This is a genomic window from Lentzea cavernae (assembly GCF_014653695.1).
GTDB classification, from domain to species: Bacteria; Actinomycetota; Actinomycetes; order Mycobacteriales; family Pseudonocardiaceae; genus Lentzea; species Lentzea cavernae.
This window is the reverse complement of record NZ_BNAR01000023.1, coordinates 70,917-96,505: the sequence shown is the minus strand read 5'-3', so window position 1 is coordinate 96,505 and position 25,589 is coordinate 70,917. Positions and strand designations below refer to the sequence as shown.

Here is a 25,589-nt window from a genome sequence, read left to right as displayed (position 1 = left end):
CGCGTGGATCAGTTGGCCGCTGCCGTTCTGCTTCCCGGCTTCCACGGAACGACCGCCCCCGACTGGTTGCTGCGGCGGGTCGCTGACGGCCTCGGCGGCGTTGTGCTCTTCGGGCGCAACGTCGTCGACGACGCCCAGGTGACCGCTCTGTGCACCGAACTGCGTTCGGCGCGCCCGGACGTGGTGATCGGCATCGACGAGGAGGGCGGCGACGTCACGCGTCTCGACGCGGGCCGCGGCTCCGAGGTGCCGGGCAACCACGCGCTGGGCGCGGTGGACGACCTGGACCTCACCAGGACCGTGGCCGCGTCCATCGGGTCGCGCCTCGCGAAGTGCGGGATCTCGCTCAACCTCGCCCCGTCCGCCGACCTGGTGCTGACGCTGGACGACCCGATCATCGGCGTCCGCGCGTTCGGCTCGGACCCCGTGCTCGCCGCCCGGCACGTCGCCGCGTGGGTCGAGGGGCTGCAGGCCGTGGGCGTCGCCGCCTGCGCCAAGCACTTCCCCGGCCACGGAGCGTCCACAGAGGACTCCCACGAGCAGCTCCCGGTGCTCCCCCGCACCGAGGAGCAGCTGCGCGCCGTCGAGCTCGTGCCGTTCCAGGCGGCCGTGCACGCGGGCGTCCGCTCGATCATGACCGGCCACCTCGTGATCCCCGAGTGGGGTCCGCAGCCGGTGACGCTGAACAAGCACGCGATCGACCTGTTGCGCACCGAGCTGGGCTTCACCGGCGCGGTGATCACCGACGGCCTGGACATGAAGGCGGTCGGCGGCGACCTGGCCCTGGGCGCCGTGCGCGCGCTGGCCGCCGGTGTCGACTCGCTGTGCCTCGGTGGCATCGCGCTGAACGACGACGACCTGCAGTGGCTGATCGACTCGATCGTCGGCGCGGTCAAGTCCGGTGACCTCTCCGAGGAACGCCTCACCCAGGCGGCGGCGCGGTCGCTGGCGCTCGGCATTCCACCGTCCACGGTGGACGCTCACGACCCCGAGATCGGTCTCACAGCCGCGCGACGCGCTGTTCAGGTGCGTGGCAGGGTTGACGTTGGTTCCGACCCGGTCGTCGTCGACCTGGTCGTGGACCCGTCGATCGCGGTCGGCGACGTCCCGTGGGGTCTCGGCCCCTACCTGCGCGAGGTGCTTCCGGGCACCGAGGTGATCGCCGCGCGCGACATCTCCGCGGACGAAGTTGCGAAAGCGGCGGGTGACCGGACGGTTGTGGTCGTGACGCGAGATGCCCACCGGCACACGAGCGCTCGACAACTGGTAACAAACTTAACTAATCTGCAGCTGGACGTGGTGCACGTCGAAACCGGCGTGCCTGGTCCGGACCTGGGCAGCGTCGCCCGCATCGACACCCACGGCGGTTCTCGGGTGAGCCTCCGAGCCGCGGCCGAGCTGATCCTGAAAGGCACGACATGACCACGCCAGGCCGGCACATGGAAGCGGAGATCGCCGCGCAGCCGTCGATCTTCTCCTCGCTCTACGAGTCGCGCTCGGCGATCGCCGAGGTGGCGGCGGTGATCCGCGAACGCGCACCGCGCTTCGTGCTGTTCGCGGCCCGCGGTTCCAGCGACCACGCCGCGATCTACGCGAAGTACCTGACCGAGATCCTGCTGGAGCTCCCCGCGGGCCTGGTCTCCGCCTCGACCACCACGCTCTACGGCGCCGAGCCCGACCTGCGCGACGTGCTGCTCGTGACGGTCTCGCAGTCCGGCGGCTCGCCCGACCTGCTGGAGGTCACCGCCTCCTACCGCAGGCGCGGCGCCCTGACCGTGGCCGTGACGAACACGGCCGACTCGCCCCTGAACGCGGCCGCCGAGCTCTCGGTGGACGTGTCCGCGGGCGTCGAGCACGCGGTCGCCGCCACGAAGACCTACTCGGCGACGCTGCTGGCCCTGTACCTGCTGATCGACGCGGTGCGCGGCGGCAACGGCGAGGCGGCGGCCAACCTCGGCGAGCTGGCCCAGGTCACGCTCGACGCGTCGGCTCCGACCGTCGACGAGGCCGTCCGCCGCTACCGGTTCGTGGACCGGGTCCTCACCACGGGTCGCGGCTACTCCTACGCCACCGCGCTGGAGGCGTCGCTGAAGCTGGCGGAGACCTCCTACCTGGCGGCCCGCGCGTACAGCGGCGCCGACCTGCTGCACGGCCCGGTCGCCGCCGTCGACGGCGAGACCGCCGTTCTCGCGGTCACGTCGCTGGGCAAGGGCGGCGACTCGCTGCGCGACGCCCTCGACGTGGTCCACCAGCGCGGCGCTGACGTGGTGGCGGTCGGCTCGGCCTCGGAGAAGGTCGGGGCGACGCTCGCCATCGGCATCCCGGAGACGGCTGAGGAAGTGGCTCCCGTGCTGGAGATCCTGCCCGTGCAGCGCCTGGCCTACGGTCTCGCGCTCGCCCGCGGCGGCGACCCGGACAGCCCGCGCGGGCTGAACAAGGTCACCCGCACCCGCTGACCCGCACCACCGGAAAGAGCCCGCCTGGTCCCCCCAGGCGGGCTCTTTTTTCGCGCGGATCAGCCGAAGACCGAAAAGGGCGCCTCCCCCGTCCTGCACGGGGAAGACGCCCTTCGTCGTCGGAGATCTACTGACCCGCGGTGGCGTACCCGGCCGCGACAGGCGCCGCGACAGGCACCTCCGCGTCGAACACGACCCGGCCGTCGACCCAGACCTTCTTGGGCCGCAGGTCGTCGTCCCACCACACCAGGTCCGCGACGGCGCCCGGTGCGAGACGACCCAGACCGGACTCACCGATGACCTCGGCGGGCACGATCGTCGCCGATGCGAGGGCATCGGCCACGGGAACACCGACGGACACGATGTTCCGCACGGCCCGGTCGAGCGTGAGCGCCGAACCGGCGATCGTGCCCTCCGGCGAGCGGGGCACGCCGTCCTCGGTGAGCAGCACGTCCGCGCCACCGAGGTGGTAGCGGCCGGGCGGCATCCCCGCGGCGGCGACGGCGTCGGTGACGAGCGCGACCCGCGCACCGGCGGCGTTGAACACGAGCCGGCACACGTCCGGGCCCACGTGGGCCAGGTCCGCGATCAGGCCGAGGGTGAAGCGCTCGTCGACCAGAGCCACGCCGGGCACACCGGGTTCGCGGTGCCCCAACGGCCTCTGGGCGTTGAACAGGTGCGTCACCATCCGCGCACCCGCGTCCGCGGCGGCACGGGTCTGCGCACCGGTCGCGTCGGAGTGCCCGACGGCGACCAGCACCCCGGCCTCCGCGAGCCGGCGAACGGCCTCGAAACCGCCTGGCTGCTCAGGCGCCATCGTCACCATCCGCAACGCGCGGCGGATCAGGTCGTCGTCCAGCAACGCCGAGATCTGGTCTGGACCAGGCTCGACCATGAACGACGGGTCGTGCACCCCTGCCCGTTTGGGCGACAGGAAGGGGCCTTCGAGGTGCACGCCCAGCGGCCGGGCACCCACTCCGTCCGGCAACGCGGCGGAGGCGGCGAGCACGGCACGGGCCTGCCTGAGAACCACGTCGACCGGTGCGGTGATCAACGTGGGCAAGAACCGGGTCACACCGGTGGACGGCAGAGCTTCGGCCACGGAACGCATCCCGTGGGCGTCCACCTCGGCGAAGTCGACGCCGACGGCGCCGTTCACCTGCACGTCGACCAGGCCCGGCGTCAGCAGGCCGTCGGACAGGACCTCCGCGCCGGGTGGTGCTTCACCGGTGGTCACCTCGACGATGCGGCCGTCCCTGATCCGCACCGAGGCAGGACCGACGATCGTGCGACCGAGCAATGCGCGCGGTGCTGCGACAACGGCGTCCAAGATCCCTCCTTGAATGGTCCAGACCATTATGGCCACAACAGGGGTTCCCGTCACGTGTCGTTACTAGATAACCATCTCACAGGACAGTTGGTGAATGCAGTCCGAAATGACCGTGATGCCACGAAGATGACCATCCGTGGCGCATACTGGACACCAGACATCCGAGGTCTAGTACGAGTTGAGGGTGCCGTGGCAGTCACCGACGATGCGATCCTGCGCGTCAAGGAGATGATCGTTTCGGGCGAGCTGAAGCCCGGCGACCGCCTCCCGCGAGAGGCTGACCTGGCAGAACGCCTCGGGCTGTCCCGCAACTCGCTGCGCGAGGCGGTCAAGGCCCTGTCGCTCGTCCGGGTGCTCGACGTCCGCCAGGGCGACGGCACGTACGTCTCATCGCTCAGGGCCGACGACCTGCTCGGCGCGCTCTCGTTCGTGCTCGACCTGCACCGCGGCGAGGACTCGGTGCTCGAAGTCCTCCAGGTTCGCCGCATCCTGGAGCCCGCCGCGGCCGCCATGGCCGCCCAAAGGGTGGAACCGGACGAGATCGTGAAGCTCCGCGCCCTCTGCGACGCGGCCGAGAGCGCCAAGTCCGTGGAGGAACTGGTCGAGCACGACCTCGACTTCCACCGCGCCATCGCCCAGTGCTCGGGCAACGCCTACCTGGCCCAGCTCCTCGACACGCTCGCGGGCCCCACCGTCCGGGTGAGGATCTGGCGCGGCATCACCCAGTCGAACGCCGTGGACCGCACGGTCGCCGAGCACCGCGCCATCGTCGACGCGCTGGCCGCACACCAGCCGGAGCTCGCACGCAGCTGGTCCACGGTGCACGTGGCCGGCGTCGAGCAGTGGCTGTCGGACCTGGCCTAGTCGAAGTCGCCGCGCTTGACGGCGTCCAGGAAGCCGGTCCAGCCGGGCACGTCGACTGTGGAAGCCGTGTTCTTGGAGTCACGCAGGAGCGCGGCGGAGCCGTTCAGAGCAACCTCGACGCAGTTGCCGTTTCCCCCGCTGTTGCTGCGGCTGCTCTTGCGCCACACAACGGACACTTCGATCCCTACCTCTCGGCAGCCAACCTTCCGATCAACGCGGCGGACTCCTCCGGGGTCAACGCCAGCTTCGAAAGGTGCTTGAAGGTGAGGGTAGCGGACTTCACCCTGGCCGGATCCTCGATGTGGATCGACCCCTCGGTGTGTTCGACGTACAGCACTCGGGGGTCGCTGGGGTAGGGGAAGTCCAGCAACGCGAACGAGCCGTTGTACCCCTCGTGCAGGCCGATCGAGTCGAGGATGACCTGCAGCGTGACGTTGGGCAGCTCGCCCACCTCGTTGATGTGCAGCAGCTGCCCGCGATCCGCGTGCCGAAGCGCGGACTCGGTGAAGATCCCTTGGTACCGAACCGGTTTGTCGCCGTGGAGGCGCTGCTGCCTGCGCACCCGAATCGCGATCTGATCCTCGACCCACTTCTTCGACCGCGGCGCCCGCACGCTGGCGAACAACGCACGCATGTACCTCTTGCTCTGAACCATGCCGGGGATGTAGCTGGCCTCGAACGTCCTGATCGCCGTGGCGTCGTGCTCAAGGCTGATGTAGCCCTGGTCCTCCAGCCGGTACTGGTGCCACCAGGCCTTCTCGTCCGCGAGCTGCCACATCTCGACGTACGGCTCTTGGTCGTCGGCGATCACGCCGTAGACGTCGAGCATCGTCTCGAACGCGGAGTAGTCGGGCACCTGACCGTTCTCGATGCGGCTGACCTTCGCGATGTTGTAGCGCAGCCGCTCGGCGATGTCCTTCTGACTGAGCCGTGCCCTTTCGCGCAGCGCCTGCAAAGCCCTGCCGAGGCGCCGCTGCCGGAACGTGGGTTCGGACACGAATGAGACGTTATCGGCGTGATCTGGAATCTGAGATTCTCACTGCGCCTAAACCTGCCGCAGCTGTTCCAAGACCACCCGAACGGCTGGCTGCCCGTCCGCCCGGCGCAACCGACCGCAGGCAATAAAAAAAACCCGACCCACGAGGGGCCGGGCGGATATGCACCCATGCTAGCACGACAACTTGCGTGCGTGCATGCATCACCAGCCCGGAGGGCGGGTGTAGCGACCTGCAGGATCAGGCAGTTGATGACTCCGGAAGTCCACCTCCGTGAGCGTCCGCCACCAGTGGTGACCACTACCGACACCCGTTCCGGCGCTCATCGACAATGCTCCGGCCGTGTAGCCGCTGCCAGGGTTCACGACACCGACAGGCACTCGTTGCCAGGCGTGGTCGACAGGCAGTCGAAGATCGCTGTCGTTGCTGATGAGCACGACAGCGTCAACAGCCCCCACCAGCACGTCCACCAGGAGGTGCGCGGCGACGTTGACGTCGGAACCCTTCTCTTCGAACGTTGCCACCGATGCCATGAACAGTGCTCCGGCGACCGGCTGCCCCTGCGCCTGCACTTTGATCGGCCACTCGGGGTGTACCAGAACGGGACGGCCTTTGTTCCCCTCGGTCGCCAGAGGCCGCTTGATCACCTTGCTGATGTAGTTGCCGTACTCGATGTGATCGACGCTTCCGGCCGCCAGCAACGCTTTCAGGTAGACGTCCTGGTCCTGCGAGCCCGAGGCGTTGTGGGCCGAGCTGATCCTGGCGGTGCAGTAGACGATCCGGTCCGCTTGAGCTCCCGGCCAGTTGGTCGCTTGTTCGGCCAGCAAGGAATTGACCAGGGCCCGCACATCTAGCCAGCGCCAACCTGAAGTACCACGGCCGCAATGCTTTCGTCCGCCGTAATAGAGGTTGTAGCCATCCACGTAAACGCCCACACGCATCCAGCGACGATAGCCCGAATCCACATTGGACCCAAACGAGTGAAGTGTCAGACCTGCCGCAGCTGTTCCAAGACCACCCGAACGGCTGGCTGCCCGTCCGCCCGGTTCCGCACCACTGCCGACACCGTCCGGAACACCTGCTGCGTCAACGGCCTCAACGCAACACCGGGCCGCCGGGCCACCGAAGGCACCAGCGCCACCCCCAGCCCGGCCTCGACCAGCCCGCACATCACCCCGAAGTCGTCGCAATAGGCCTGCGCCCGAGGCACGAACCCGGCCGCACCGCACGCCCGCTGGGTCAGCTCGTGGCAGGACGCGTCGGTCCTCGGCATGATCCACGGCCGGTCCGCCAGCACCGACAGGTCCACGGAGTCCTGCTGCACCAACGGGTCTGAAAGCGGCAGGGCGACGTTCACCGGCTCCACGAACAACTCGAACGACTCGCAGGACGTGGGCAGCGAGCGCGGCATGATGTTGTACGAGTGGATCACCGCGATGTCGATGTCCCCGCGCCGCAACGCGGGCAGTGACGCCTCCGGTTCCATCTCGTGCACGAACAGGTCCACATCGGACCCGTGCTGGGACCTCAGCACCTGGATCACCCGGGGCAGCAAGGCGGCAACGGACACGAACGCCCCGACGCGCACGACACCGGACACGGACGTGCGCAACGAAGCCAGGTCGGCCTCGGCCGCCGCGAGCTGGTCGAGCACGAGCTGCGTGTGCGCCGCCAGCACGTGCCCGGCGCGCGTCAACGCGAGCCGGCGCCCGTCCCGTTCGACCAGCGCGACACCGGCCTCGCGTTCCAGCGCAGCCAACTGCTGGGACACCGCCGGCGAGGTCACGTGCAACGCCTCCGCGGCGGCCGTGACCGTGCCGTGGACCGACAGAGCGTGGAGCAGCCGAAGCCGTCTAACGTCCAACACAAAGCTCAGCTTAACGTTCCGAGCAGAACTTCTAACTGGAACTTCGCGAAGACTGGAGCCACGCTGGAGGCATGTTCGGACGAGTGCTCGTAGCCATGGTCACCCCGTTCACCCCCGACGGTGACCTGGACCTCAAGGGTGCGCAGGAGCTGGCGGCGCACCTCGTCGACCGGGGCGGCGCGGACGGCCTGGTCGTCAACGGCACGACCGGTGAGGCGCCGACCACGACCGACGTCGAGAAGGCGCAGGTCATCAAGGCCGTGAAGGAGGCCGTCGGCGACCGGACGCAGATCCTCGCGGGCGTCGGCACCAACTCCACCCGGCACACCATCGAGCTCGCCCACCAGGCGCAGGAGAGCGGTGCCGACGGCCTGCTGGTCGTGACGCCGTACTACAGCAAGCCCACGCAGGAGGGCGTCGAGAACCACTTCAGGCAGGTGGCGAACGCGTCCGGCCTCCCGGCGCTGCTCTACGACATCCCCGGCCGCACGGGCACCGCGATCGACACCGAGACGCTGCTGCGGCTCGCCGAGCACCCGCGGATCGTCGGTGTGAAGGACTGCAAGGTCGACCTGCTCGCGACCGCCCGCGTGATCGCCGAGACCGGCCTCGACTACTACTCCGGCAACGACGAGCTGATCCTGCCGCTGTACTCGATCGGCGGCGTCGGCACGGTCAGCACCGTCGGCCACGTCGTCGGCAACGAGATCAAGGCGATGCTCGACGCCTACGACGAGGGCGACAACAAGGAGGCCCTGCGCCGCCACCAGGCGCTGCTGCCGGTGATCACCGCGATCATGACCCGCGAGCCCGGCGCCGTCGCGGTCAAGGCCGCGCTCAACCTGCTCGGCCTGCCCTCCGGCCCGGTCCGCGAGCCGCTCGTCGGAGCGACCCCGGAGCTGATCAACGAGCTGAAGGCGCTGTTCTAAAGCCCGTAGACCCGGCGAGCGGTGTCCCCGAAGATCGCGGCCTGCTCGCCGGCGGACAGCTCCGACACCAGTTCTCGGGCCGCACCAAGCCATTCGTCGTAGGTGGCCGCCAGCAGGCAGACGGGCCAGTCCGAGCCGAACATCAGCCGCTCCGGGCCGAACGCGTCCAGCACGACCTCGAAGTACGGCCTCAACAGGTCGATGTCCCAGTGCTCCCAGTCGGCCTCGGTGACCAGGCCGGACAGCTTGCACGTCACATTCTCGTGCGCCGCGAGCGACCGGATCAGCTCGGCCCACTCCCCCGGATCCGACCCGATCGCGGGCTTGGAGCAGTGGTCCACCACGAAGTGGACCTGCGGCAACGCCGCCACGGTCCGGCGTGCGGCGGGCATCTGGTGCTGCAGGGTCAGCAGCTCGTAGACCAGCCCGTGCGCGCCGACGGCCGCCAGCCCGTTCCAGACGTCCTTGCGGCACAACCACTCCGGGTCCGGCTCGCCCTGCACCTGGTGCCGGATCCCGCGCAGCCACGACCCGTCGGGCGACTCCACCAGCTCCGCCAGGGCATCGGCGACACCCGCGGAAGTGAGATCCGTCCAGCCCACCACCGCGCCGACGACGTCCGAAGAAGCCGCGATGGCCAGGAACTCCGGCGTCTCCTCCGGCACGCACACCGTCTGCACCAGCACCGAGGCCGACACCTCACCGGCGACAGCGACGAAGTCGGGCTCCAGGAACGACCGCCGGATCGCGCCCATCGGCGGATCGGTGATCCAGTCCTGATCACGCACCGAGAGATCCCACAGGTGGTGATGAGCGTCGACGATCACGGGGTGGGCACCTCCGGATCGATGAGGTTCAACGCCTTCAGCTCGTTCCACAGGTCCTCGGGGATCGCGGCGGAGAAGTACGAGGCGTTGGCGGTCATCTGCTCGGCCGTCCGTGCGCCGATCACCACCGACACCACCGCGGGATGCCCCAGCGCGAACTGGATCGCCGCCTGGGGCAGCGTCACGCCGTGCCGCCCGCACACCTCGGCGATCGCCCGCGCCCGTGCCACCAGCTCGAAGGGCGCTTCCTCGTAGTCGTACCTGGCGTCGGACGCCACCTCGGGCTTCGACAGCAGCCCGGAGTTGAAGACCCCGCACGCCACCACGGACACACCACGGTCGACGCAGGCGGGCAGGAACGAGACCAGCGAAGGTTGTTCCAGCAACGTGTACCGGCCGGCCAGCATCACCACGTCGATGTCGGTCTCGCGGACGAACCGCTCGGGCATCTCCCACTGGTTCATGCCGACGCCGATGGCGCCCACGACACCCTGCGACCGCAGTTCCTCCAGTGCCGGATAGGCCTCGCCGAAAGCGGAGGCCCAGTGGTCGTCCGGGTCGTGGATGTAGACGATCTCCACCCGATCGGTGCCCAAGCGCTCCAAAGAGGACTCGATCGACCGCTTCACGCCGTCCGCCGAGTAGTCCCGCACCCGCCGGAAGTTCCGCGGCACCGCGAAGCCCTCGTCGTCAAGGCCTTCGCCGTCGAACGGCTCCAGCAGCCGCCCGACCTTCGTGGAGATCACGTACCCGTCGCGCGGCCGCCCGGCCAGAGCAACCCCGACACGACGCTCCGACAGGCCGAGCCCGTAGTGCGGCGCGGTGTCGAAGTAGCGGACGCCGCTCTGCCACGCGGCTTCGACCGCGCCGAACGCCACCTCGTCGGACACCTCCCGGTAGAGGTTGCCGATCGGCGCGCCACCGAAGCCCAGACGGGACACATCGACCTTCACGGCAGCTCCCACACGAGTCGCACAGCGGGTTCGGCGCCGGAGTAGTCGTCCTCGACCTCCAGCAGTTCGGCCATCCGAGCCTGCCACGGAACGTTGGCGGGGTGCTCGGCCAGGTGCTCACGCATCGCGCGGTAGTCCTCCACCTCGACGAGGTGGAACAGCTCGCGCCCGGAACGCCAGATCCGCCACGAGTGCACCCCGGCCTCGCGCAACGCCCCGTCCAGCTCCACCGGAATCGTCGCGTGGACGCGGTCGTAGTCGGCCTCGCGTCCCTCGCGCAACCGGGTGTGCAACGCAACGGTCTCCAACGCTCACTCCTGCTTCTGCCCGGTGGCGAACCGCGTCACGACCAGCGCGAGGATGATCACCGCACCGTACGAGGCCTTGATGTAGAAGCCGGACACTCCCTGCAACCGCAGGATCTGCTCCACGAGCCCCAGCATCAGCACGCCCGACAGGGCACCGAACAGCGTGCCCTTGCCACCGTTCAACGAGATCCCGCCGATCACCGCGGCCGCGAAGACCTGGAAGATCATGCCCTCGCCCTGCGTGGCGGCCACCGATCCGAGCCGCCCGGTCATCAGGATGCCCGCGATCACGGCCAGCACCGAACCGATGATCAGCACGATCCACACCACCCGGTCGACCCGGATGCCGGCAGCGCGCGCGGCCTCCGAGTTGCCGCCGATCGCGTACAACGAGCGTCCGGCACGCAGGTACTTCAGCACGAAGATGCCCACCGCGTAACAGATCACGCAGATCCACACCGCCGCCGGCAGTCCCAGCCACGTCGTGGAACCCAGGTACAGGAACGACTCCGGCACGTCGATCAGCGACTTGCCCTCGGTGATCGCGAGCTGCAGGCCGCGCAGCATCGTGAGCATGCCCAGCGTGACCATGAACCCGGACAGCCCGACCTTGAGGATCAGGAACCCGTTCAGGCCACCGATCGCGATGCCGATCAGGATGCACAGTGGCAGCGCGAGCCAGGCGGCCAGACCGACGTCGAGCCCACCGGCCGACGACGGGATGATCAACGCGACGGCGAGCGCGGGCGCGAGACCGACCGTCGACTCGAGCGACAGGTCCATCTTGCCGACGATCAGGATCATCGCCTGCCCCAGCACCAGCAACGACAACTCGCTCTGCTGCGTCAGCACGGCGATCAGGTTGTTGGGCGTCAGGAAGATCGGCGACAGGATCGCCCCGATGATCAGCAACAGGATGATCACCGGGACCAGAGCGAGGTCCTGGTAGCGCGCCAGCCGGAACTTCTGCTTCTCCGAAGGCGCGGTCGCCGCGACCGGCGGAGTCATGGCCTTGGTCATTCCGAGCTCATTCCTTCGATCGCAGAGATCAGTTCCTGGTCACGCCAGCCGCGGCTGAACTCCTTCACGACCTGGCCGTGGAACAGCACCAGCACGCGGTCGCAGACCCGCAGGTCGTCGAGCTCGTCGGAGACGACGATCGCCGCCTTGCCCCGCCGCGCCTGCGCGTCGACGACCCCGAGCAGCGACTCCTTGGACTTCACGTCGACACCGGCGGTCGGGTTGATCAGCACCAGCACGGACGGGTCGCCGGCCAGCGCACGGGCCATCACGACCTTCTGCTGGTTGCCGCCGGACAGGTCCGACACCGGCTGGTCCGGTCCGGCGGCCTTGACGTCGTACGACGCGATCGCCGTGCTGCCCGCCGAGCGTTGCGCGGACGGCCACACGAACGCCCCGGCCGTGCTCATCGTCGCGTTCTCCGCGATCGACAGGTCCAGCACGAGCCCCTGGTGGTGCCGATCTCGTGGCACACAACCGATTCCAGCGCGAAGTGCGGCCGGTACGTCACCGCCGCGCACCACGGAACCGTTCACCGAGATCGTGCCAAGAGACGGCTTGCGCAGCCCGTAGACCGTCTCCGCGAACTCGTGCTTGCCCGACGACGCGCTGCCGGCGAGCCCGATGACCTCACCGCGCGTCGCCGACAGCGAGATGTCCGTGAAGTGGTCGCCGCTCAAGGACGACACCGCCAGAACGGTCTCGCCGGACGACGGCCGGTCGTCGCCGCTGGGCACGTTCAGCCCGCCGGCCTCACCGGTCATCGCCTCGATCAGGTCGGGCTTCGACATCTCCGCGACCGGGGCGGTGGCGATGTGCCGCGCGTCGCGGTAGACCGTCACCGTCTGGCAGACCTCGTAGACCTCCTGCAGGTGGTGGGAGATGAACAGGAACGTCACCCCTTTGTCCTGCAACGACCTCATCCGGTCGAAGAGCCGCTCGATCGCCGGGCCGTCGAGCTGCGCGGTCGGTTCGTCGAGGATCACGAACCGCGAGCCGATCGACAGCGCCCGCGCGATCTCGACCAGTTGCCGCTGCTCGACGGTCAACGTGGACACCAGTGCGTCCGGCCGGACCGCCACGTCGTAGGTCTCCAGCAGCTCCGCGGCCTGGAGGCGCAGCTTCTTCCAGCTGATCAGCCCGCCGCCGAGGTCCTGCCGGTTGATGAACAGGTTCTCGGCGACCGACAGCTCCGGCACGACCGTCGACTTCTGGTAGACGCAGGCGACGTGCCTGCGCCAGGCCGAACTGTCGGTGACGGGCGGCGCGGGTTCGCCGAAGAACGAGACCTCGCCCGCGTCCGGCGCACGCATGCCGGTGAGGACGGAGACCAGCGTCGACTTGCCCGCGCCGTTGCGACCGACGAGCGCGTGTGACTCACCGGCGCGAATTTCGATGCCCACGTCGTCCAACGCGAGCGTCCGCCCGAACCTCTTCGTCACGCCACGCGCGACAGCCGCGTACTCGGTCATCAGATCTGGTTTCCCCAGAACGCCTTGTCGTCGACGTTCTCCTTGGTGATCAGCGGCGCGGGCAGCTGGTCCTCGAGGCGGCCGCCGCCGACGTCGACGATGGTGGAGTCGTGGTCGGTCGGGCCGGGCTGGAACGTCTTGCCCTCGACGGCGGCCTTCGCGTAGAACAGCGCCCACTTCGCGTAGAGGTCGGCCGGCTGCGACACGGTCGCGTCGATCTCGCCCTTGCGGATGGCTTCGAGCTCCGCCGGGATGCCGTCGTTGGAGACGATGAAGATGTGCTTCGGGTCGGTCGGCGGCACGATCAGGTTCTTCTGCCGCAACACCTGCAGCGTCGGCGCGAGGAACGCGCCACCGGCCTGCATGTAGACGCCGTTGATGTCCGGGTGCTGGTTCAGCCTGGTCTGCAGGGCCGCGGCCGCCTTGGCGCCCTCCCAGTCGGTCGGCTCCTCGAACACCGTGATGCCGGGGTAGTCCTTCTTCATGCAGGCGGCGAACGCCTCGGAGCGGTCGCGGCCGTTGACCGACGCGAGCGCGCCCTGGAACTCGACGACCTTGCCCTTGCCGCCCAGCTTGTCGCCGAGGAACTTGCAGGCCTTCTCGCCGTACGCCTTGTTGTCCGCGCGCACGACCATGTAGGTCTTGCCCTTGTCCGGACGGGTGTCGACGGTGATCACCGGGATCCCGGCCTTGTCGAGCCGGTCCAGGGTGGACGCGATGGCGCCGGTGTCCTGCGGGGCCATCACGATCGCCTTGGCGCCCTGCGACTGCAGCGACTGGGCGTTCGCGACGAGGTTCTCGACCTTGTTCTGCGAGTTGGTCGGGTTGAGCAGGTTGATCCCGAGTTCCTTGGCCTTGTCCGGGAAGTACTTGATGTAGGAGTTCCAGAAGTCGGTGTCGGCACGCGGGTGGTCGGCACCGATCGGGCCGACGCCACCGGCTCCGGTCCCGGCTGCTCCGCCGCCACAGGCGGACAGTGTCAGTGCACCGGCGAGCGCGAGGCACACCGCGGCGGTGAGGTTGCGACGCTTCATCGTTGTCCTGCCTTTCATGGCTGCTGGGGACGCAAGCGCAGGCCGTGCATGCCGCCGTCGACCGCGAGGATCGTGCCGGCGGTGGAACCCGAGAGCGGGCTCGCCAGGTAGGCGACGGCTCCCGCGACCTCCTCGGCGGAGACGAGCCGGCCGTGCGGCTGGCGCGCCTCCAGCGCGGCTCGTTCGGCGGCGGGGTCCGGTGCCGAGTCGAGCAGGCGGCCCACCCACGGGGTGTCCGCCGTGCCGGGGGCGACCGCGTTGACGCGAATGCCCTCGCGGACGTGGTCGGCGGCCATGGCGAGCGTCAGCGAGTACACCGCGCCCTTGCTGGCCGAGTAGAGAGCGCGCTGCGGGAGCCCGGCCCAGGCAGCGATGGAGCAGGTGTTGACGATCGCCGCGGACGGCGACTTCCGCAGGTGCGGCAGTGCCGCCCGCGAGACGCGGACCATGCCCAGGACGTTGACGTCCAGCACCTTCGACCACTGGGCGTCGTCGTTGGCCGCCACGTCGCCCTGCGCGCCGATGCCGGCGTTGTTCACCACGACGTCGAGCCGTCCGAACCGCTCGACGACCTCGGCGATCGCGGCTTTGACGCTCTCGTCGTCCGACACGTCCGCGCGGATGCCGACGAGCGGGTCCGCCACGTCCGGGTTCAGGTCCAGCGCGACGGCGGTGGCACCGCGGCTCGCCAGCAGCTCGGCGGTGGCCAGGCCGATGCCGGACGCACCGCCCGTGACGACGGCGACGAGTCCTTCGAAGTCGGTCACTTCTCGCCCTCCAGCGCCGTCCACACAGGACCTTCTGGGTACACGTGGTCGGCCAGCGTCTGGTCCTTGAGCTGGGCGGAGAAGCCCGGCTCCGCGGGCGCCAGGTAGCGGCCGTTCTCGACGACGGCCGGGTCGAGGAAGTGCTCGTGCAGGTGGTCGACCCACTCGATCACGCGCTCGCCGACCTCGCCGGAGATCGCGACGTAGTCGAAGAACGAGAGGTGCCTGACCAGCTCGCACAGGCCGACGCCGCCGGCGTGCGGGCACACCGGGATGTCGAACTTGCGGGCCAGCAACAGGATCGCGATGTTCTCGTTCACGCCCGCGACCCGGCAGGCGTCGAGCTGGAGCACGTCGATCGCACCGGCCTGCAGGAGCTGCTTGAAGATCACGCGGTTCTGCACGTGCTCGCCGGTGGCGACCCGGATGGGAGCCAGCGCGTCGGCGATCGCGCGGTGCGCCAGGATGTCGTCCGGTGAGGTTGGCTCTTCGATCCAGTACGGGTTGTAGGGCGCCAGCTCGCGCATCCAGCGCACGGCCGTGTCGACGTCCCAGCGCTGGTTCGCGTCGACCGCCACGCGGGTGTCCTCGCCGACGACCTCGCGGGCGAGCTTCATCCGGCGCACGTCGTCGTCGAGGCTGCCGCCGACCTTGAGCTTGATCATGTCGAAGCCGTCGGCGAGGGCCTGGCGGGCGAGTCCGGCGAGCTTCTCGTCGGAGTAGCCGAGCCAGCCCGGTGACGTCGTGTAGGCCGGGTAGCCGTCGCGCGTGATGGTGTCCGTGCGCTCGGCCTTGCCGTGCTCGGCCTCGCGCAGGATCTGCAGCGCCTCGTCCGGCGTCAGGGCGTCGCTGAGATACCGGAAGTCGACGAGGCTGACGATCTCCTCGGGCGACATCCGGGCGAGGAACCGCCAGACCGGCAGCCCGGCCCGGCGGGCGGCGAGGTCCCAGGCCGCGTTGACGACGGCGCCGATCGCCATGTGCGCGACGCCCTTCTCGGGACCGAGCCAGCGGATCTGCGAGTCGCCGATCAGCTCGAAGTACAGCTCCGCCAGCGCTTTCGCGTTCTCCGGCACGTCCTTGCCGACGACGTGCGGCGCCAGCGCCTTGATGGCGGCGGCCTGCACGTCGTTGCCCCGGCCGATGGTGAACGCGAGCCCGTGGCCCTCGGGACCGTCGTCGGTCCGCAGCACCACGTACGCGGCGCTGTAGTCCGGGTCCGGGTTCATCGCGTCGGAGCCGTCGAGCTCGCGCGAGGTCGGGAACCGGATGTCCAGGACGTCCAGTGCGGTGATCTTCGGCATCACGCCTGCCCCAGGGTCTGGCGTTGCCTGCCGAGACCCTCGATCTCCAGCTCGACGACGTCACCTGCGCGCAGGTACGGCTTCGGCTCCGGCTGCCCGAGCGCCACCCCAGCGGGTGTACCCGTGTTGATGACGTCACCCGGACGAAGGACAAGGAAGTGGCTGAGGTAGCGCACGATCTCGGCGATCGGGAAGATCATGTTCTTGGTGGACGAGTTCTGCTTGATCTCGCCGTTCACCCAGAGCCGCATCTCGAGGTTCTGCGGGTCGGCGATCTCGCCTGCGGGCACGAGGAAGGGACCGAGAGGGTTGAACGTCTCGCAGTTCTTGCCCTTGTCCCACGTCCCGCCGCGCTCGATCTGGAACTCGCGCTCGGAGACGTCGTGCGAGAGCACGTACGCGCCGACGCACGCCAGAGCGTCCTCTTCGGACTCCAGGTAACGAGCTGTGCTCCCGATGACGACGCCGAGCTCGACCTCCCAGTCGGTCTTCACCGACCTGCGCGGGACGAGCACCTGGTCGTACGGCCCGACGATCGTGTCGGGCGTCTTGAGGAACACCACCGGCTCACCGGGGATGTCCGCGCCGGTCTCCTCCGCGTGGTCGCGGTAGTTGAGGCCGATGCAGATGACCTTGCCCGGATGCGCGAGCGGCGGCCCGACGCGCAGGTCCGCGGTGTCCAGGACCTCCAGCTCACCGGCTTCGAGGGCGGCGCGCACACGCGCCACGCCGTCGTTCGCGAGGAACGCCCCGTCGACGTCAGCGCTGGCCGAGATCTTGGCAGCGATCGGCAGGAGGTCGTACGTGACCCCGTCGTCGGTCCTGACCGCAGGACGTTCGTCGCCGACCGGCCCCAGGCGCAAGAACTGCACGGCCGTTCCTCCTCTGCTCACACCCTACGAAATACATCGGATGTATAGCCCCGCGAGGCCGTCTGCGTCTAGGGCTTGGCGTGAAGTCGTCCGATGAATAGGAGGAGTTGGACATGCACTTGGTGACCGCGTCCGTCCTGGTGGGCGCACTGCTCGCGCCGGTCGGACCAGCGGAGACTGCAACCGTTTTCGTGGAGCTGACCTCGGCCGCGGCGGTCGATTCGGGCACTTCCGCGCAGGCGCGTTCAGCGCGCGATCGGACATCGGAACACGTGTCCCGGGTCGTCTCCCGGTCAGGCGGCCGGGAAGTCGCCAGGACGAGCAACGCGGTGCCCGGCGTGGTGCTGTCGGCGGACAGGTCCCGCCTGCCGGCCCTGGCTCGCATGCCCGAGGTGCGGGCCGTGCACCGGATGGTCCCCAAGGAGGTCACGAACGCGCACGCCGTCCGGCTCACCAGGACGTCCGAGGTGTGGAAGTCGCTCGGGCGGTTCGGCGAGGGCGTGCGGGTCGGCGTGATCGACACCGGCATCGACTACCGGCACGCGGACTTCGGCGGCGGCGCGTTCCCCGGCGCCAAGGTCGTCGGCGGCCACGACTTCGCGGGCGACGCCTACACCGGCACGTCCTCGTCGATCCCGCAGCCGGACGGCGACCCGCTGGACTGCGACGGCCACGGCACGCACGTCGCCGGGACCGCGGCAGGCTACGGGGTCAACGCCGACGGCACGACCTACCGCGGTTCGTACTCGTCCGTCGACCTCGACGCGATGAAGATCGGACCGGGCACCGCGCCCCTCGCCTCGCTGTACGCGCTGAAGGTGTTCGGCTGCAAGGGCGGCACGAACCTGACCGCGAAGGCGCTGGACTGGGCGCTCGACCCCGACGGCGACGGCGACTTCTCCGACAAGCTCGACGTGGTGAACCTGTCGCTGGGCAGCGACTTCGGCGCTCCGGACGACCCCGACGCGTTGTTCGTGCGCAAGCTCGTCGAGCACGGCGTGGTCGTGGTCGCGGCGGCCGGCAACGGCGGTGACTTCTACGACGTGTCCGGCTCCCCCGCCAACACCCCCGAGGCGATCTCCGTGGCGAACAGCCGCGACTCGTTCTCGATGCTGGACGGCCTGGAGGTCGCCGGGAAGAAGCTGGCCGGCCAGTACAGCCAGAACTTCAAGGACGCCTTCGACCTCACCCTGCCCGTCGTGCGGCTCTCGTCCGATGTGGACGGCTGCAAGCCGATCGCGGAGAAGCTGGACGGGAAGATCGTCTGGTTGGAGTGGGACGACAGCGACGCCACCCGCGCCTGCGGTTCGGGTGCCCGCACGGACAACGCCTGGAAGGCCGGGGCGGCCGGCGTGCTGCTGCCGACGTCGTTGCCGGTGTTCGCGGCCGGGATCGCCGGCAACGCGCACGTCCCCGCGTTCCAGCTGACGGCGGCGGCGTCCCGCGAGCTGCGCCCCGCACTGGAGGCGGGCACGCTGACGGTGCGCCTGACCTCGTCGTTGAAGGTCGCGGTGCCGTCCGTGGAACCGTCGATCGAGGACACGATCACGCCGTCGTCCTCGCGCTCCCGGTCCTCGATCGCGGTGGCCGCACCGGGCGACACGATCTTCTCCGCCGCGTCCGGCACCGCCTCCGACGGCGTGTCCCTGGGCGGCACGTCGATGGCGTCGCCGCACGTCGCCGGGATCGCGGCACTGCTGCGCGAGGTGCATCCCGAGTGGACGGTCGCGGAGATCAAGGCCGCGCTGGTGAACACCGCGTCCGGCGTCATCCGCTCCTCGGACGGCGTGCGCGAGGCCCCGATGCGCGTCGGCTCGGGGCGGGTGGACGGGCTCGCCGCGCTGTCGTCGGACGTGCTGGCGCTGGGCGACGCGTCGTTCGGCACGGTCGAGGCCTCCGGCCCGGTGCTGACCAGCCGGGTCCTGCGACTGGTCAACAAGGGTTCGCGGACCGTCTCGCTGCACGCGCGCTACGAGCCGATCACCACCGTGCCCGGCGTCTCCTTCCAGGTCGCCGTGCCGTACGTCGTGCTGAGGCCCGGTGGCTCGGCGTCGGTGCCCGTGCTGCTCCGGATCTCGAACCCGTCGGCGTTGCGCAAGACCCCCGACCCCACGGTGTCGCTGGACGAGGGCCGCCAGTTCCTGGCCGAGGCGTCCGGCCTGGTGAGGTTCACCGGCGACCGCACCCTGCAGGTGCCCGTCTACGCGGCCCCGAAGCCGGTGTCGCGCCTGACCGCGGCCGGGGGCCGTGTCGCGGGCCGCGGCCTCGACCAGCCCGGCTACCAGGCACGCATGACCGCGCTGCAACTCGGCGCGCGCTCCGACCGCCTGCCCCCGTGCGGCCCCGAGGCGCAGGACGACTGCGCCGTGAACCGCACCGCCCGAGGCGGCGACCTCCGCTACGTCGGCGCGACCGCGACCACGGACCTGCTGGCGTTCGGCGTCGCGACCTGGGACACCTGGGCGAACCTCGGCGGCAACACCCAGCCCGAGGTGCGGTTCTCCGTGGGCGGCAAGAACTTCGTGACCACGGCCACGAAGCAGACCAACCCCGACGGCGACATCACCGCCGACGTCTGGCTGGCCCGCACCAAGATCGCCGGCACGGACGAGGTCGTGGACGAACAACCGCTGAACGGCCACGACGGCACCGTCGACACGAACCTGTTCGACAGCGACGTGGTGGTCCTCCCGGTGGCACGATCCGCTCTGCCGTCCGGCCCGGTCACCTACACCGCCGGCGTGCAGAGCGTCTACACCGCACCCGCCGATCCGGACGAACTGGTCGATGTCGCCCCCGCCGCCACGTTCGACTACGGCCTGATCGTCCCGTCACTGTCCACAGTGGTACGTCCAGGCGACCCGATCCCGGCCGGATCCTTGGTGTTCTTCCACCACAACGCAAGCGGTAACCGCGCTTTCGTGAGGTGACACCCGGTTGGGCGTGCCTCAGCAGGCAGTCTCTCGGCATACTCGGTCGTTATGGATCTGGTCGTGGGACTCGACGCTGGCGGCACGTCAACCAGGGCCTTGGTGCTCGATCTCGACGGCGCCCGCCTGGGCCAGGGCCTGGCGGGCGGCGCGAACCCGAACTCGCACCCGCCCTCGGTCGCCGCCGCCCACATCGGCGAGGCCCTCGCGGAAGCTCTCGACGGCCTCGACTCCCGCAAGGTCCGCTCCGGCGTCCTCGGCATGGCCGGGGCCACCAAACTCGCGGACCCCTCCATCGCGGCGCTGTTCCAGGAGGCCTGGGAACGCGCGGGCCTGCACTGCCCGATGCGCGTGATCACCGACAGCGAGGCGGCCTTCGCCACCGGCACCTCCTCCCCCGACGGCACGGTCCTGGTGGCGGGCACCGGTTCCATCGCGGGCCGCATCGCCGGCCACCGCATGGTCGCCCAGGCAGGCGGCTACGGCTGGCTGATCGGCGACGACGGCTCGGCGTTCTGGCTGGGCCGCGAGGCCGTCCGCGCGACCCTGCGGCTGCTCGACCTCGACGCGCCCCTGGAAGGCCTGGCCACCGCCGTGCTGACGGCCGCGGGCGTGCGCGGGCGCGGCCAGCTGATCAACGCCGTCAACGCGGCGCCTCCGATCGCGCTGGCCCGCTTCGCGCCCCTGGTCAGTTCGGCGTACCACCACGGCGACCCCGACGCGTTGGCCATCGTGACCTCCGCCGCCCGGCTGCTGGCCGACACCGCGACCGCCGTCCGCGAGCCTTCCGACACGTCCCCGATCGTGTTGGTGGGCAGTCTGATCAAGACGCCCGTGGGCACGCATCTGAAGCAGGAGCTGCTCACCCGCGGCACCGCTCAGGTGATCATGGCGACGGAGGGGGCGGCGGGAGCGGCCTGGCTGGCTGCGGTGGACGTGCTCGGACCAGAAGCCCCGCGCCCGGCCTCGTGATGTGCGAAGGTGCATTCGTGATGCATGTTCTCGCGGCTGAGCCCAACGTCGCCTACCTGCTCGGCAGGTTCGTCGGCTACCTGATCATTCCGGCGGTGATCGTCGCGGTGATCATCGCGGCCGTCAAGAACAGCCAGAAGCACAAGCGCCTGCGGGAGCAGCAGCAGTACTGGGCCCAGCAACAACAACAGCAGCAGTACCAGCAGTGGGCGCAGCAGCAGTACTACGCACAGCAGCAGTACCAGCAACAGCAGTACCAGCAGCCGCAGCAGCCCCCGCCCCCGCCGTCATGACGCCAGCAACCGTCCCGGATGCGACGTGCGCTCGTGGTAGGCGCGCAACAGGCCGGCGTGCACGTCGTCCACGTGCTCGGCGGCGCCGGTGTTCCACACCAGCGAGATCCGCCGGTGCAGCGGGTTGCCGATGATCGGTTTGAGCAGCACGCCCGGGAGGTCGTGACCGGGGAAGAACCCCGCCACGGCACCGGTCGACCGCACCAGGTCGGCCGCGACGAACGGGTCGACGCCGAAGTGCGCGCACCGAGGTGTGAACCCGACGGCCTCGCAGGCGAGTTCGAGGTTGAGCCGCCCACCGTGGTTCTCGTCCGGCACGACCCACTCCTCACCGGCGAGCTCGGACAGCAGCACCTCGCTGCGCCCGGACAACCGGTGCCCCAGCGGAACGCCGATCAGCATGCGTTCCGTGACGAGGCCCCGGAGACCGACCGCGTCCGGGATCCTCAGCGGGCTGCGCGGGAACTCCACCACCAGAGCCAGGTCGAGGTCACCCGTGCGGATCATTTCCAGCACGGCCTCGCCATCGCGTTCGACGTGCGTGGTCTGCGACAGGGCGGGCAGCACCTCCCTGACCACCCCGACGAGCAACGCGGCCGGCAGGCCCGCCGTCGCGCCCAGCCGGATCCCCGCGTCGCCGCGCACGGCCAGCTTGCGCGAGGTGACGAGCAGGTCGTCGAACCGTTCGACCAGGTCCTGTGCTTGCAACACGACGTGCCGGCCCAGTTCGGTCAGCTCGACACCGTCGTTGCCGCGCAGGAACAAGGGGCCGCCGAGACTCGCCTCGATCCGCCGCACCTGGGTGGTCAGCCCGGCCTGCGCGATCTTCATCTGCGTGGCGGCGCGGCTGATGCTGCCCGCACGCGCCACGGTCAGCACCACGTGCAGATGTCTCAGCTCCATTCGCACTGAGGAAGCCTAAAGCAGTTACCGAGCCACAAAATCGGCCACGTGGGTGTCACCAGATCACGCTCCGTCGCCGGTGCAAGCGCGGTTGCTCTGTCCGGCCGATAACCCGGGAATTATCGGCACCTCGCACCTGCCGCTGCGAGCACGGCCTGCCGCACCCTTCTGTTCATTGCCAAACGACAGCAGGGGTGTGAGCGCCATGAGGAAAGCGTTGCGACTGCGACGCCTTTCCCGTCCGCAGGACGACAGGTACCTCTTCGTGCCGTTGGACCACAGCGTCTCGGACGGCCCGGTGGTGCCGCGCGACCGGTGGCAGGACCTCATCCGGTCCGTCGCACTGGGCGGCGCGGACGCCATCATCGTCCACAAAGGACGGGTGCGGACCATCGACCCCGCCGCGCTGGGCGGATGCGCGTTGATCGTGCACCTCAGCGCGGGCACGGCGCACATGGCCGACGCCAACGCGAAGGTGCTGGTCGGCGAGGTCGACGAGGCGGTGCGGCTCGGGGCCGACGCGGTGAGCGTGCACGTCAACATCGGCTCCGACACGGAGGCGCGCCAGCTCACCGACCTCGGCACGGTCGCGGCGGCGTGCGAGGCCTGGAACTTCCCGCTGGTGGTGATGGCCTACGCACGTGGCCCGCGCGTCGGCGATCCCCGCGACCCCGCGCTGCTCGCGCACGTCGTCAACATCGCCGCCGACCTGGGCGCGGACATCGTCAAGACGAACCTCGCGCACTCCTCGGAGGGCATGGCGGACGTCGTCGCGAGCTGCCCGGTTCCCGTTGTCGTGGCAGGTGGTCCCGCTTCCACGAACAGCATCGCCGGTCACGCCCGCACCGCGATGGCCGCCGGCTGCGCGGGCCTCGCCGTCGGACGACGGATCTTCACGTCCCCGGCGCCGTTGCAGCTGGTCGCCGAACTCGCGTCGATCGTGCACGCACCCACCGACGCAAGCCTCATCCACGCCCTGACAGCTTTGGAGAACCGGTGAAGTTCGCCTGGATCGACCTCAGGACCGTCCCGGAAGCGCACCGCACCGCCGTGGTCGACGCGGCCGTGCACAGCCGCGTCGCCGGAGTCGTCGCGGACGATCCCGCACTGCTGGACGACCTGCCGCCGACGATCACCCGCGTGCTGCTCGTTCCCGAACCGGTCGACAGCCCGCACCTGGTGATCGCGCCGGTCGACGACCAGGACCAGCTCGACCGGCTGCCGTCGCGTTCGGCGTTCGTGACGGTCAGCGACGACCGCACGCTCAAACTGGCCTGCGCCGCGGCGGAACGGCTCGACCACACCGTCGTGCGGTTCACCGACCCGACGAAGATCCCCCTCGAAATCGTGATCGCGGCGGCCGACGGGGCGTCCGGCAAGCTGGTCACCGTCGTGGACGACCTGGTCGAGGCCGCGATCGTCCTGGAATGCCTGGAACACGGCTCCGACGGCGTGCTGATGGCCCCCGCCGACGCGACCGACGTGTTCAAACTGGCGCGGCTGCTGGAGGTGAAGTCCCCACCGCTGACCTTGACCACCCTGACCGTGGAGTCGTTGACCCACAACGGACTCGGCGACCGCGTCTGCGTCGACACCGCCTCGCACTTCGCCGAGGACGAGGGCATCCTGGTCGGCTCGTTCTCCTCGGGCTTCGTCCTGTGCTGCAGCGAGACGCATCCGTTGCCGTACATGCCGACGCGCCCGTTCCGCGTCAACGCGGGCGCCCTGCACTCGTACGTCCTCGGCCCGGCGAACCGCACGAACTACCTCTCCGAACTGCGCTCCGGCAGCAAGGTCCTCGCCGTCAACGCCGACGGCCGCACCCGCGAGCTCACCGTCGGCCGCGCCAAGCTCGAGTCCCGCCCGATGCTCACGATCACCGCCCGCTCACCGGAAGGCGTCGTGGTCGACCTGATGGTCCAGGACGACTGGCACGTCCGCGTCCTGGGCCCCGGCGGCAAAGTGCTGAACGTGACCGAACTCCGCCCCGGCGACGAACTCCTGGGGCACATCGCCTCCGAACAACGGCACGTGGGCCTGCCGATCGGCGAGTTCTGCAAGGAGTCCTGACGTGCGCGCGTTCATCACGGACCTCCTGCACCGCCACAGCGACTCCACGCCGGTCTTCAGCCACCGCAGCACAGTCACCCACGGCCTGCTCCGCGCCGACGTGTCAGCACACGCTCTCCGCTTCGCCGCCGTGGGCATCGGCGAAGGCAGCACGGTCGCCGTCCAGGTACCCCCGAGCTTCAGTCACCTGGAAGCCGTCCTCGCGCTGTGGAGCCTCGGCGCACAGGTGATCTCGATCGACCACCGCCTGCGCCCGTCCGAGGCCCACGCCCTGCACGCGCTGACCCGCCCGGAGTTCCTCGTGCACCCCATCGGCGAGACCGCGCCGGGCTTCCAGGAGCGCTACGGCCTCGTGGCCTCACCGGCCGACGGCGTCCCCGCGCCGACCGCACACCGCATGGTCCAGTTCAGCTCCGGCTCGACGGGCCGCTCGAAGGTCATCGGCCGCACCACGTCCTCCCTGATCAACGAGGTGGCGCGCTTCGAGGCCTCCCCCGGCATGGTCCGCCGCGGCGAACGCCTGCTGCTCCTCAACTCCCCCGCCCACAGCTTCGGCCTGATCGGCGGCCTGCTGCACTCGCTCGCCACGGGCGTCCACCTCGTGTTCGCCGCCAGCCCGGCTGCTGTGGACGTTCTTGATGCCGCGCGGACCTTCGAGGTCGACTTCCTCACCGGCCTGCCGTTCCACTTCGACCTCCTCGCCTCCTCCCCCGACCGCTCTGCCCTGAGCACCTTGCGCGGAGCGTTCGCCGGCGGCGAGCTCATGCCACAGGACGTGGCCTCCCGATTCCTTGCCGCGTACGGCTTTCCGGTCGGCGAATGCTTCGGCACCACCGAGACCGGCGCCTTGACCATGACGGTCGAGGGCACCGTCCGCCCGTCCGTGGGCCCTCCGATGCCCGGCATCACGGCCCGTGTGCGCGACGGCTTGGTGGAGGTGGCCCTGCCGGAAACGCCCTACCTGTCCCCGGACGACCCCTCGCGCTACTCCGGCGGCTGGTTCCGCACGGGCGACCGCGGCGAGTTCACAGCCGACGGCGAACTCCGCCTGCTCGGCCGCTCCGACTCGCTGGTCGTGGTGCGCGGCAACAAGGTCGACCTGACCGAGGTCGAGACAGTCCTACGTGGACACCCGCAGGTAACCGAGGCCGTGGCCGTCGGCTCCTCGGAAATTCGCGCCTACGTGGGAACTCCGAGTGACACGCTCACCGCTGAGGCCTTGTCCGAGTGGTGCACGGAAAGACTCGCGGAATTCAAACTCCCCCAACACATCCACGTCATGGACACCCTTCCGCGCACACCCACCGGCAAGATCATCCGACGCATGGAGCCGCTCCACGCGTCCTACCTCCGGGCACACCTGGACCGTTTCCCAGCGCAATCCGGTGACCCTCGGTAACGTCCCCCTCACGCACGTGCAAGG

25 protein-coding genes are annotated in these 25,589 nt (G+C 69.7%); 10 read left to right on the top strand and 15 right to left on the bottom strand.

The features are described 5' to 3' along the window. The first annotated feature begins 3 nt into the window (after positions 1-3). Together IE307_RS42155 and IE307_RS42150 are read left to right on the top strand one after the other, a co-directional pair. Positions 4-1,422: a glycoside hydrolase family 3 protein gene (locus IE307_RS42155; RefSeq protein WP_191305104.1), complete on the top strand. Its 1,419-nt coding sequence runs from the start codon at positions 4-6 to the stop codon at positions 1,420-1,422. Then, complete coding sequence (locus IE307_RS42150; RefSeq protein ID WP_191305103.1) at positions 1,419-2,456, top strand: SIS domain-containing protein; 1,038 nt, start codon at positions 1,419-1,421, stop codon at positions 2,454-2,456. The genes IE307_RS42155 and IE307_RS42150 overlap by 4 nt, the downstream gene beginning before the upstream one ends. Positions 2,457-2,583: 127 nt before the next feature. Here the strand turns inward: IE307_RS42150 and nagA are convergent, their stop codons facing one another. Further along, on the bottom strand, positions 2,584-3,786 hold the full coding sequence (nagA, locus tag IE307_RS42145; protein WP_191305102.1) for an N-acetylglucosamine-6-phosphate deacetylase: 1,203 nt from the start codon (positions 3,784-3,786) through the stop codon (positions 2,584-2,586). Between the two features lie 189 nt (positions 3,787-3,975). Here nagA and IE307_RS42140 point away from each other — a divergent pair, with 189 nt between their 5' ends. After that, positions 3,976-4,650, top strand: coding sequence for a FadR/GntR family transcriptional regulator (locus tag IE307_RS42140; protein ID WP_191305101.1), 675 nt, complete (start codon positions 3,976-3,978; stop codon positions 4,648-4,650). Here the strand turns inward: IE307_RS42140 and IE307_RS42135 are convergent. From IE307_RS42135 to IE307_RS42120, 4 genes are all read right to left on the bottom strand, one after another. Continuing rightward, on the bottom strand, positions 4,647-4,826 hold the full coding sequence (locus IE307_RS42135) for a DUF397 domain-containing protein (RefSeq protein ID WP_308436441.1): 180 nt from the start codon (positions 4,824-4,826) through the stop codon (positions 4,647-4,649). The two genes, IE307_RS42140 and IE307_RS42135, sit on opposite strands and share 4 nt — an antisense overlap. Positions 4,827-4,834: 8 nt before the next feature. Next, positions 4,835-5,647: a helix-turn-helix domain-containing protein gene (locus IE307_RS42130; protein WP_191305100.1), complete on the bottom strand. Its 813-nt coding sequence runs from the start codon at positions 5,645-5,647 to the stop codon at positions 4,835-4,837. A gap of 201 nt (positions 5,648-5,848) precedes the next feature. Continuing rightward, complete coding sequence (locus tag IE307_RS42125) at positions 5,849-6,586, bottom strand: PIN domain-containing protein (RefSeq protein ID WP_191305099.1); 738 nt, start codon at positions 6,584-6,586, stop codon at positions 5,849-5,851. A gap of 47 nt (positions 6,587-6,633) precedes the next feature. Further along, complete coding sequence (locus tag IE307_RS42120) at positions 6,634-7,512, bottom strand: LysR family transcriptional regulator (protein WP_191305098.1); 879 nt, start codon at positions 7,510-7,512, stop codon at positions 6,634-6,636. Positions 7,513-7,583: 71 nt separating this feature from the next. Here IE307_RS42120 and dapA point away from each other — a divergent pair, with 71 nt between their 5' ends. Further along, a complete protein-coding gene (dapA, locus tag IE307_RS42115; RefSeq protein WP_191305097.1) occupies positions 7,584-8,441 on the top strand; it encodes a 4-hydroxy-tetrahydrodipicolinate synthase in 858 nt (285 codons plus the stop codon). On the opposite strand, the gene IE307_RS42110 is transcribed toward dapA, so the two are convergent. The 9 genes from IE307_RS42110 to IE307_RS42070 are packed head-to-tail and all read right to left on the bottom strand — an operon-like array spanning position 8,438 to position 16,998. Continuing rightward, entirely contained in the window at positions 8,438-9,268 is an 831-nt protein-coding gene (locus tag IE307_RS42110) for an amidohydrolase family protein (RefSeq protein ID WP_191305096.1), read from the bottom strand. The two genes, dapA and IE307_RS42110, sit on opposite strands and share 4 nt — an antisense overlap. Beyond that, a complete protein-coding gene (locus IE307_RS42105; RefSeq protein WP_191305095.1) occupies positions 9,265-10,221 on the bottom strand; it encodes an aldo/keto reductase in 957 nt (318 codons plus the stop codon). Before IE307_RS42105 ends, IE307_RS42110 begins: the two co-directional genes overlap by 4 nt. After that, positions 10,218-10,529, bottom strand: a complete 312-nt coding sequence (locus tag IE307_RS42100) for an L-rhamnose mutarotase (protein WP_191305094.1) — start codon at positions 10,527-10,529, stop codon at positions 10,218-10,220. Before IE307_RS42100 ends, IE307_RS42105 begins: the two co-directional genes overlap by 4 nt. A gap of 3 nt (positions 10,530-10,532) precedes the next feature. Further along, positions 10,533-11,549 carry an ABC transporter permease gene (locus tag IE307_RS42095; RefSeq protein ID WP_229905578.1) on the bottom strand — a complete coding sequence of 339 codons (1,017 nt, stop codon included), beginning with the start codon at positions 11,547-11,549 and terminating at the stop codon, positions 10,533-10,535. Continuing rightward, positions 11,546-13,021: a sugar ABC transporter ATP-binding protein gene (locus IE307_RS42090; protein ID WP_191305093.1), complete on the bottom strand. Its 1,476-nt coding sequence runs from the start codon at positions 13,019-13,021 to the stop codon at positions 11,546-11,548. The genes IE307_RS42095 and IE307_RS42090 overlap by 4 nt, the downstream gene beginning before the upstream one ends. Beyond that, positions 13,021-14,055 (bottom strand): sugar ABC transporter substrate-binding protein, encoded by a 1,035-nt coding sequence (locus IE307_RS42085; RefSeq protein WP_191305092.1) that lies wholly within the window; start codon positions 14,053-14,055, stop codon positions 13,021-13,023. The genes IE307_RS42090 and IE307_RS42085 overlap by 1 nt, the downstream gene beginning before the upstream one ends. A 14-nt stretch (positions 14,056-14,069) precedes the next feature. After that, positions 14,070-14,822, bottom strand: a complete 753-nt coding sequence (locus IE307_RS42080) for an SDR family NAD(P)-dependent oxidoreductase (RefSeq protein ID WP_191305091.1) — start codon at positions 14,820-14,822, stop codon at positions 14,070-14,072. Then, entirely contained in the window at positions 14,819-16,126 is a 1,308-nt protein-coding gene (locus IE307_RS42075) for an enolase C-terminal domain-like protein (RefSeq protein WP_191305090.1), read from the bottom strand. Before IE307_RS42075 ends, IE307_RS42080 begins: the two co-directional genes overlap by 4 nt. Next, positions 16,126-16,998: a fumarylacetoacetate hydrolase family protein gene (locus IE307_RS42070; RefSeq protein WP_191305089.1), complete on the bottom strand. Its 873-nt coding sequence runs from the start codon at positions 16,996-16,998 to the stop codon at positions 16,126-16,128. The genes IE307_RS42075 and IE307_RS42070 overlap by 1 nt, the downstream gene beginning before the upstream one ends. Positions 16,999-17,111: 113 nt before the next feature. On the opposite strand from IE307_RS42070, the gene IE307_RS42065 reads away from it, so the two are divergent. Genes IE307_RS42065 through IE307_RS42055 form a run of 3 tightly spaced genes read left to right on the top strand, consistent with a single transcriptional unit; the run spans position 17,112 to position 21,193 of the window. Then, positions 17,112-19,928 (top strand): S8 family peptidase, encoded by a 2,817-nt coding sequence (locus IE307_RS42065; RefSeq protein WP_191305088.1) that lies wholly within the window; start codon positions 17,112-17,114, stop codon positions 19,926-19,928. 51 nt (positions 19,929-19,979) lie between these two features. Beyond that, the gene (locus IE307_RS42060; RefSeq protein ID WP_191305087.1) at positions 19,980-20,900 is read left to right on the top strand and encodes an N-acetylglucosamine kinase; all 921 of its coding nucleotides are present in this window, start codon (positions 19,980-19,982) and stop codon (positions 20,898-20,900) included. 20 nt (positions 20,901-20,920) lie between these two features. Further along, a complete protein-coding gene (locus IE307_RS42055) occupies positions 20,921-21,193 on the top strand; it encodes a hypothetical protein (RefSeq protein WP_191305086.1) in 273 nt (90 codons plus the stop codon). Here the strand turns inward: IE307_RS42055 and IE307_RS42050 are convergent. Then, positions 21,188-22,096: a LysR family transcriptional regulator gene (locus IE307_RS42050; RefSeq protein WP_229905583.1), complete on the bottom strand. Its 909-nt coding sequence runs from the start codon at positions 22,094-22,096 to the stop codon at positions 21,188-21,190. The genes IE307_RS42055 and IE307_RS42050 overlap by 6 nt on opposite strands. A 205-nt stretch (positions 22,097-22,301) precedes the next feature. Between IE307_RS42050 and IE307_RS42045 the strand changes: the two genes are divergently transcribed. From IE307_RS42045 to IE307_RS42035, 3 genes are read left to right on the top strand one after another with little or no spacing between them, the layout of a single operon-like run. Continuing rightward, positions 22,302-23,096, top strand: coding sequence for a 2-amino-3,7-dideoxy-D-threo-hept-6-ulosonate synthase (locus tag IE307_RS42045; RefSeq protein ID WP_191305084.1), 795 nt, complete (start codon positions 22,302-22,304; stop codon positions 23,094-23,096). Further along, on the top strand, positions 23,093-24,166 hold the full coding sequence (locus IE307_RS42040; RefSeq protein ID WP_191305083.1) for a 3-dehydroquinate synthase II family protein: 1,074 nt from the start codon (positions 23,093-23,095) through the stop codon (positions 24,164-24,166). The genes IE307_RS42045 and IE307_RS42040 overlap by 4 nt, the downstream gene beginning before the upstream one ends. Before the next feature lies 1 nt (position 24,167). Further along, positions 24,168-25,565, top strand: coding sequence for a class I adenylate-forming enzyme family protein (locus tag IE307_RS42035; protein ID WP_191305082.1), 1,398 nt, complete (start codon positions 24,168-24,170; stop codon positions 25,563-25,565). The last annotated feature ends 24 nt before the right edge of the window (positions 25,566-25,589 follow it).

Coding starts and splice junctions, on each gene's coding strand:
- IE307_RS42150 (WP_191305103.1), top strand. CDS start 1,419: ATGACCACGCCAGGCCGGCACATGGAAGCGGAGATCGCCGCGCAGCCG.
- IE307_RS42125 (WP_191305099.1), bottom strand. CDS start 6,586: ATGCGTGTGGGCGTTTACGTGGATGGCTACAACCTCTATTACGGCGGA.
- dapA (WP_191305097.1), top strand. CDS start 7,584: ATGTTCGGACGAGTGCTCGTAGCCATGGTCACCCCGTTCACCCCCGAC.
- IE307_RS42095 (WP_229905578.1), bottom strand. CDS start 11,549: ATGACCAAGGCCATGACTCCGCCGGTCGCGGCGACCGCGCCTTCGGAG.
- IE307_RS42090 (WP_191305093.1), bottom strand. CDS start 13,021: ATGACCGAGTACGCGGCTGTCGCGCGTGGCGTGACGAAGAGGTTCGGG.
- IE307_RS42085 (WP_191305092.1), bottom strand. CDS start 14,055: ATGAAGCGTCGCAACCTCACCGCCGCGGTGTGCCTCGCGCTCGCCGGT.
- IE307_RS42075 (WP_191305090.1), bottom strand. CDS start 16,126: ATGCCGAAGATCACCGCACTGGACGTCCTGGACATCCGGTTCCCGACC.
- IE307_RS42065 (WP_191305088.1), top strand. CDS start 17,112: ATGCACTTGGTGACCGCGTCCGTCCTGGTGGGCGCACTGCTCGCGCCG.
- IE307_RS42060 (WP_191305087.1), top strand. CDS start 19,980: ATGGATCTGGTCGTGGGACTCGACGCTGGCGGCACGTCAACCAGGGCC.
- IE307_RS42055 (WP_191305086.1), top strand. CDS start 20,921: ATGCATGTTCTCGCGGCTGAGCCCAACGTCGCCTACCTGCTCGGCAGG.
- IE307_RS42050 (WP_229905583.1), bottom strand. CDS start 22,096: ATGGAGCTGAGACATCTGCACGTGGTGCTGACCGTGGCGCGTGCGGGC.
- IE307_RS42045 (WP_191305084.1), top strand. CDS start 22,302: ATGAGGAAAGCGTTGCGACTGCGACGCCTTTCCCGTCCGCAGGACGAC.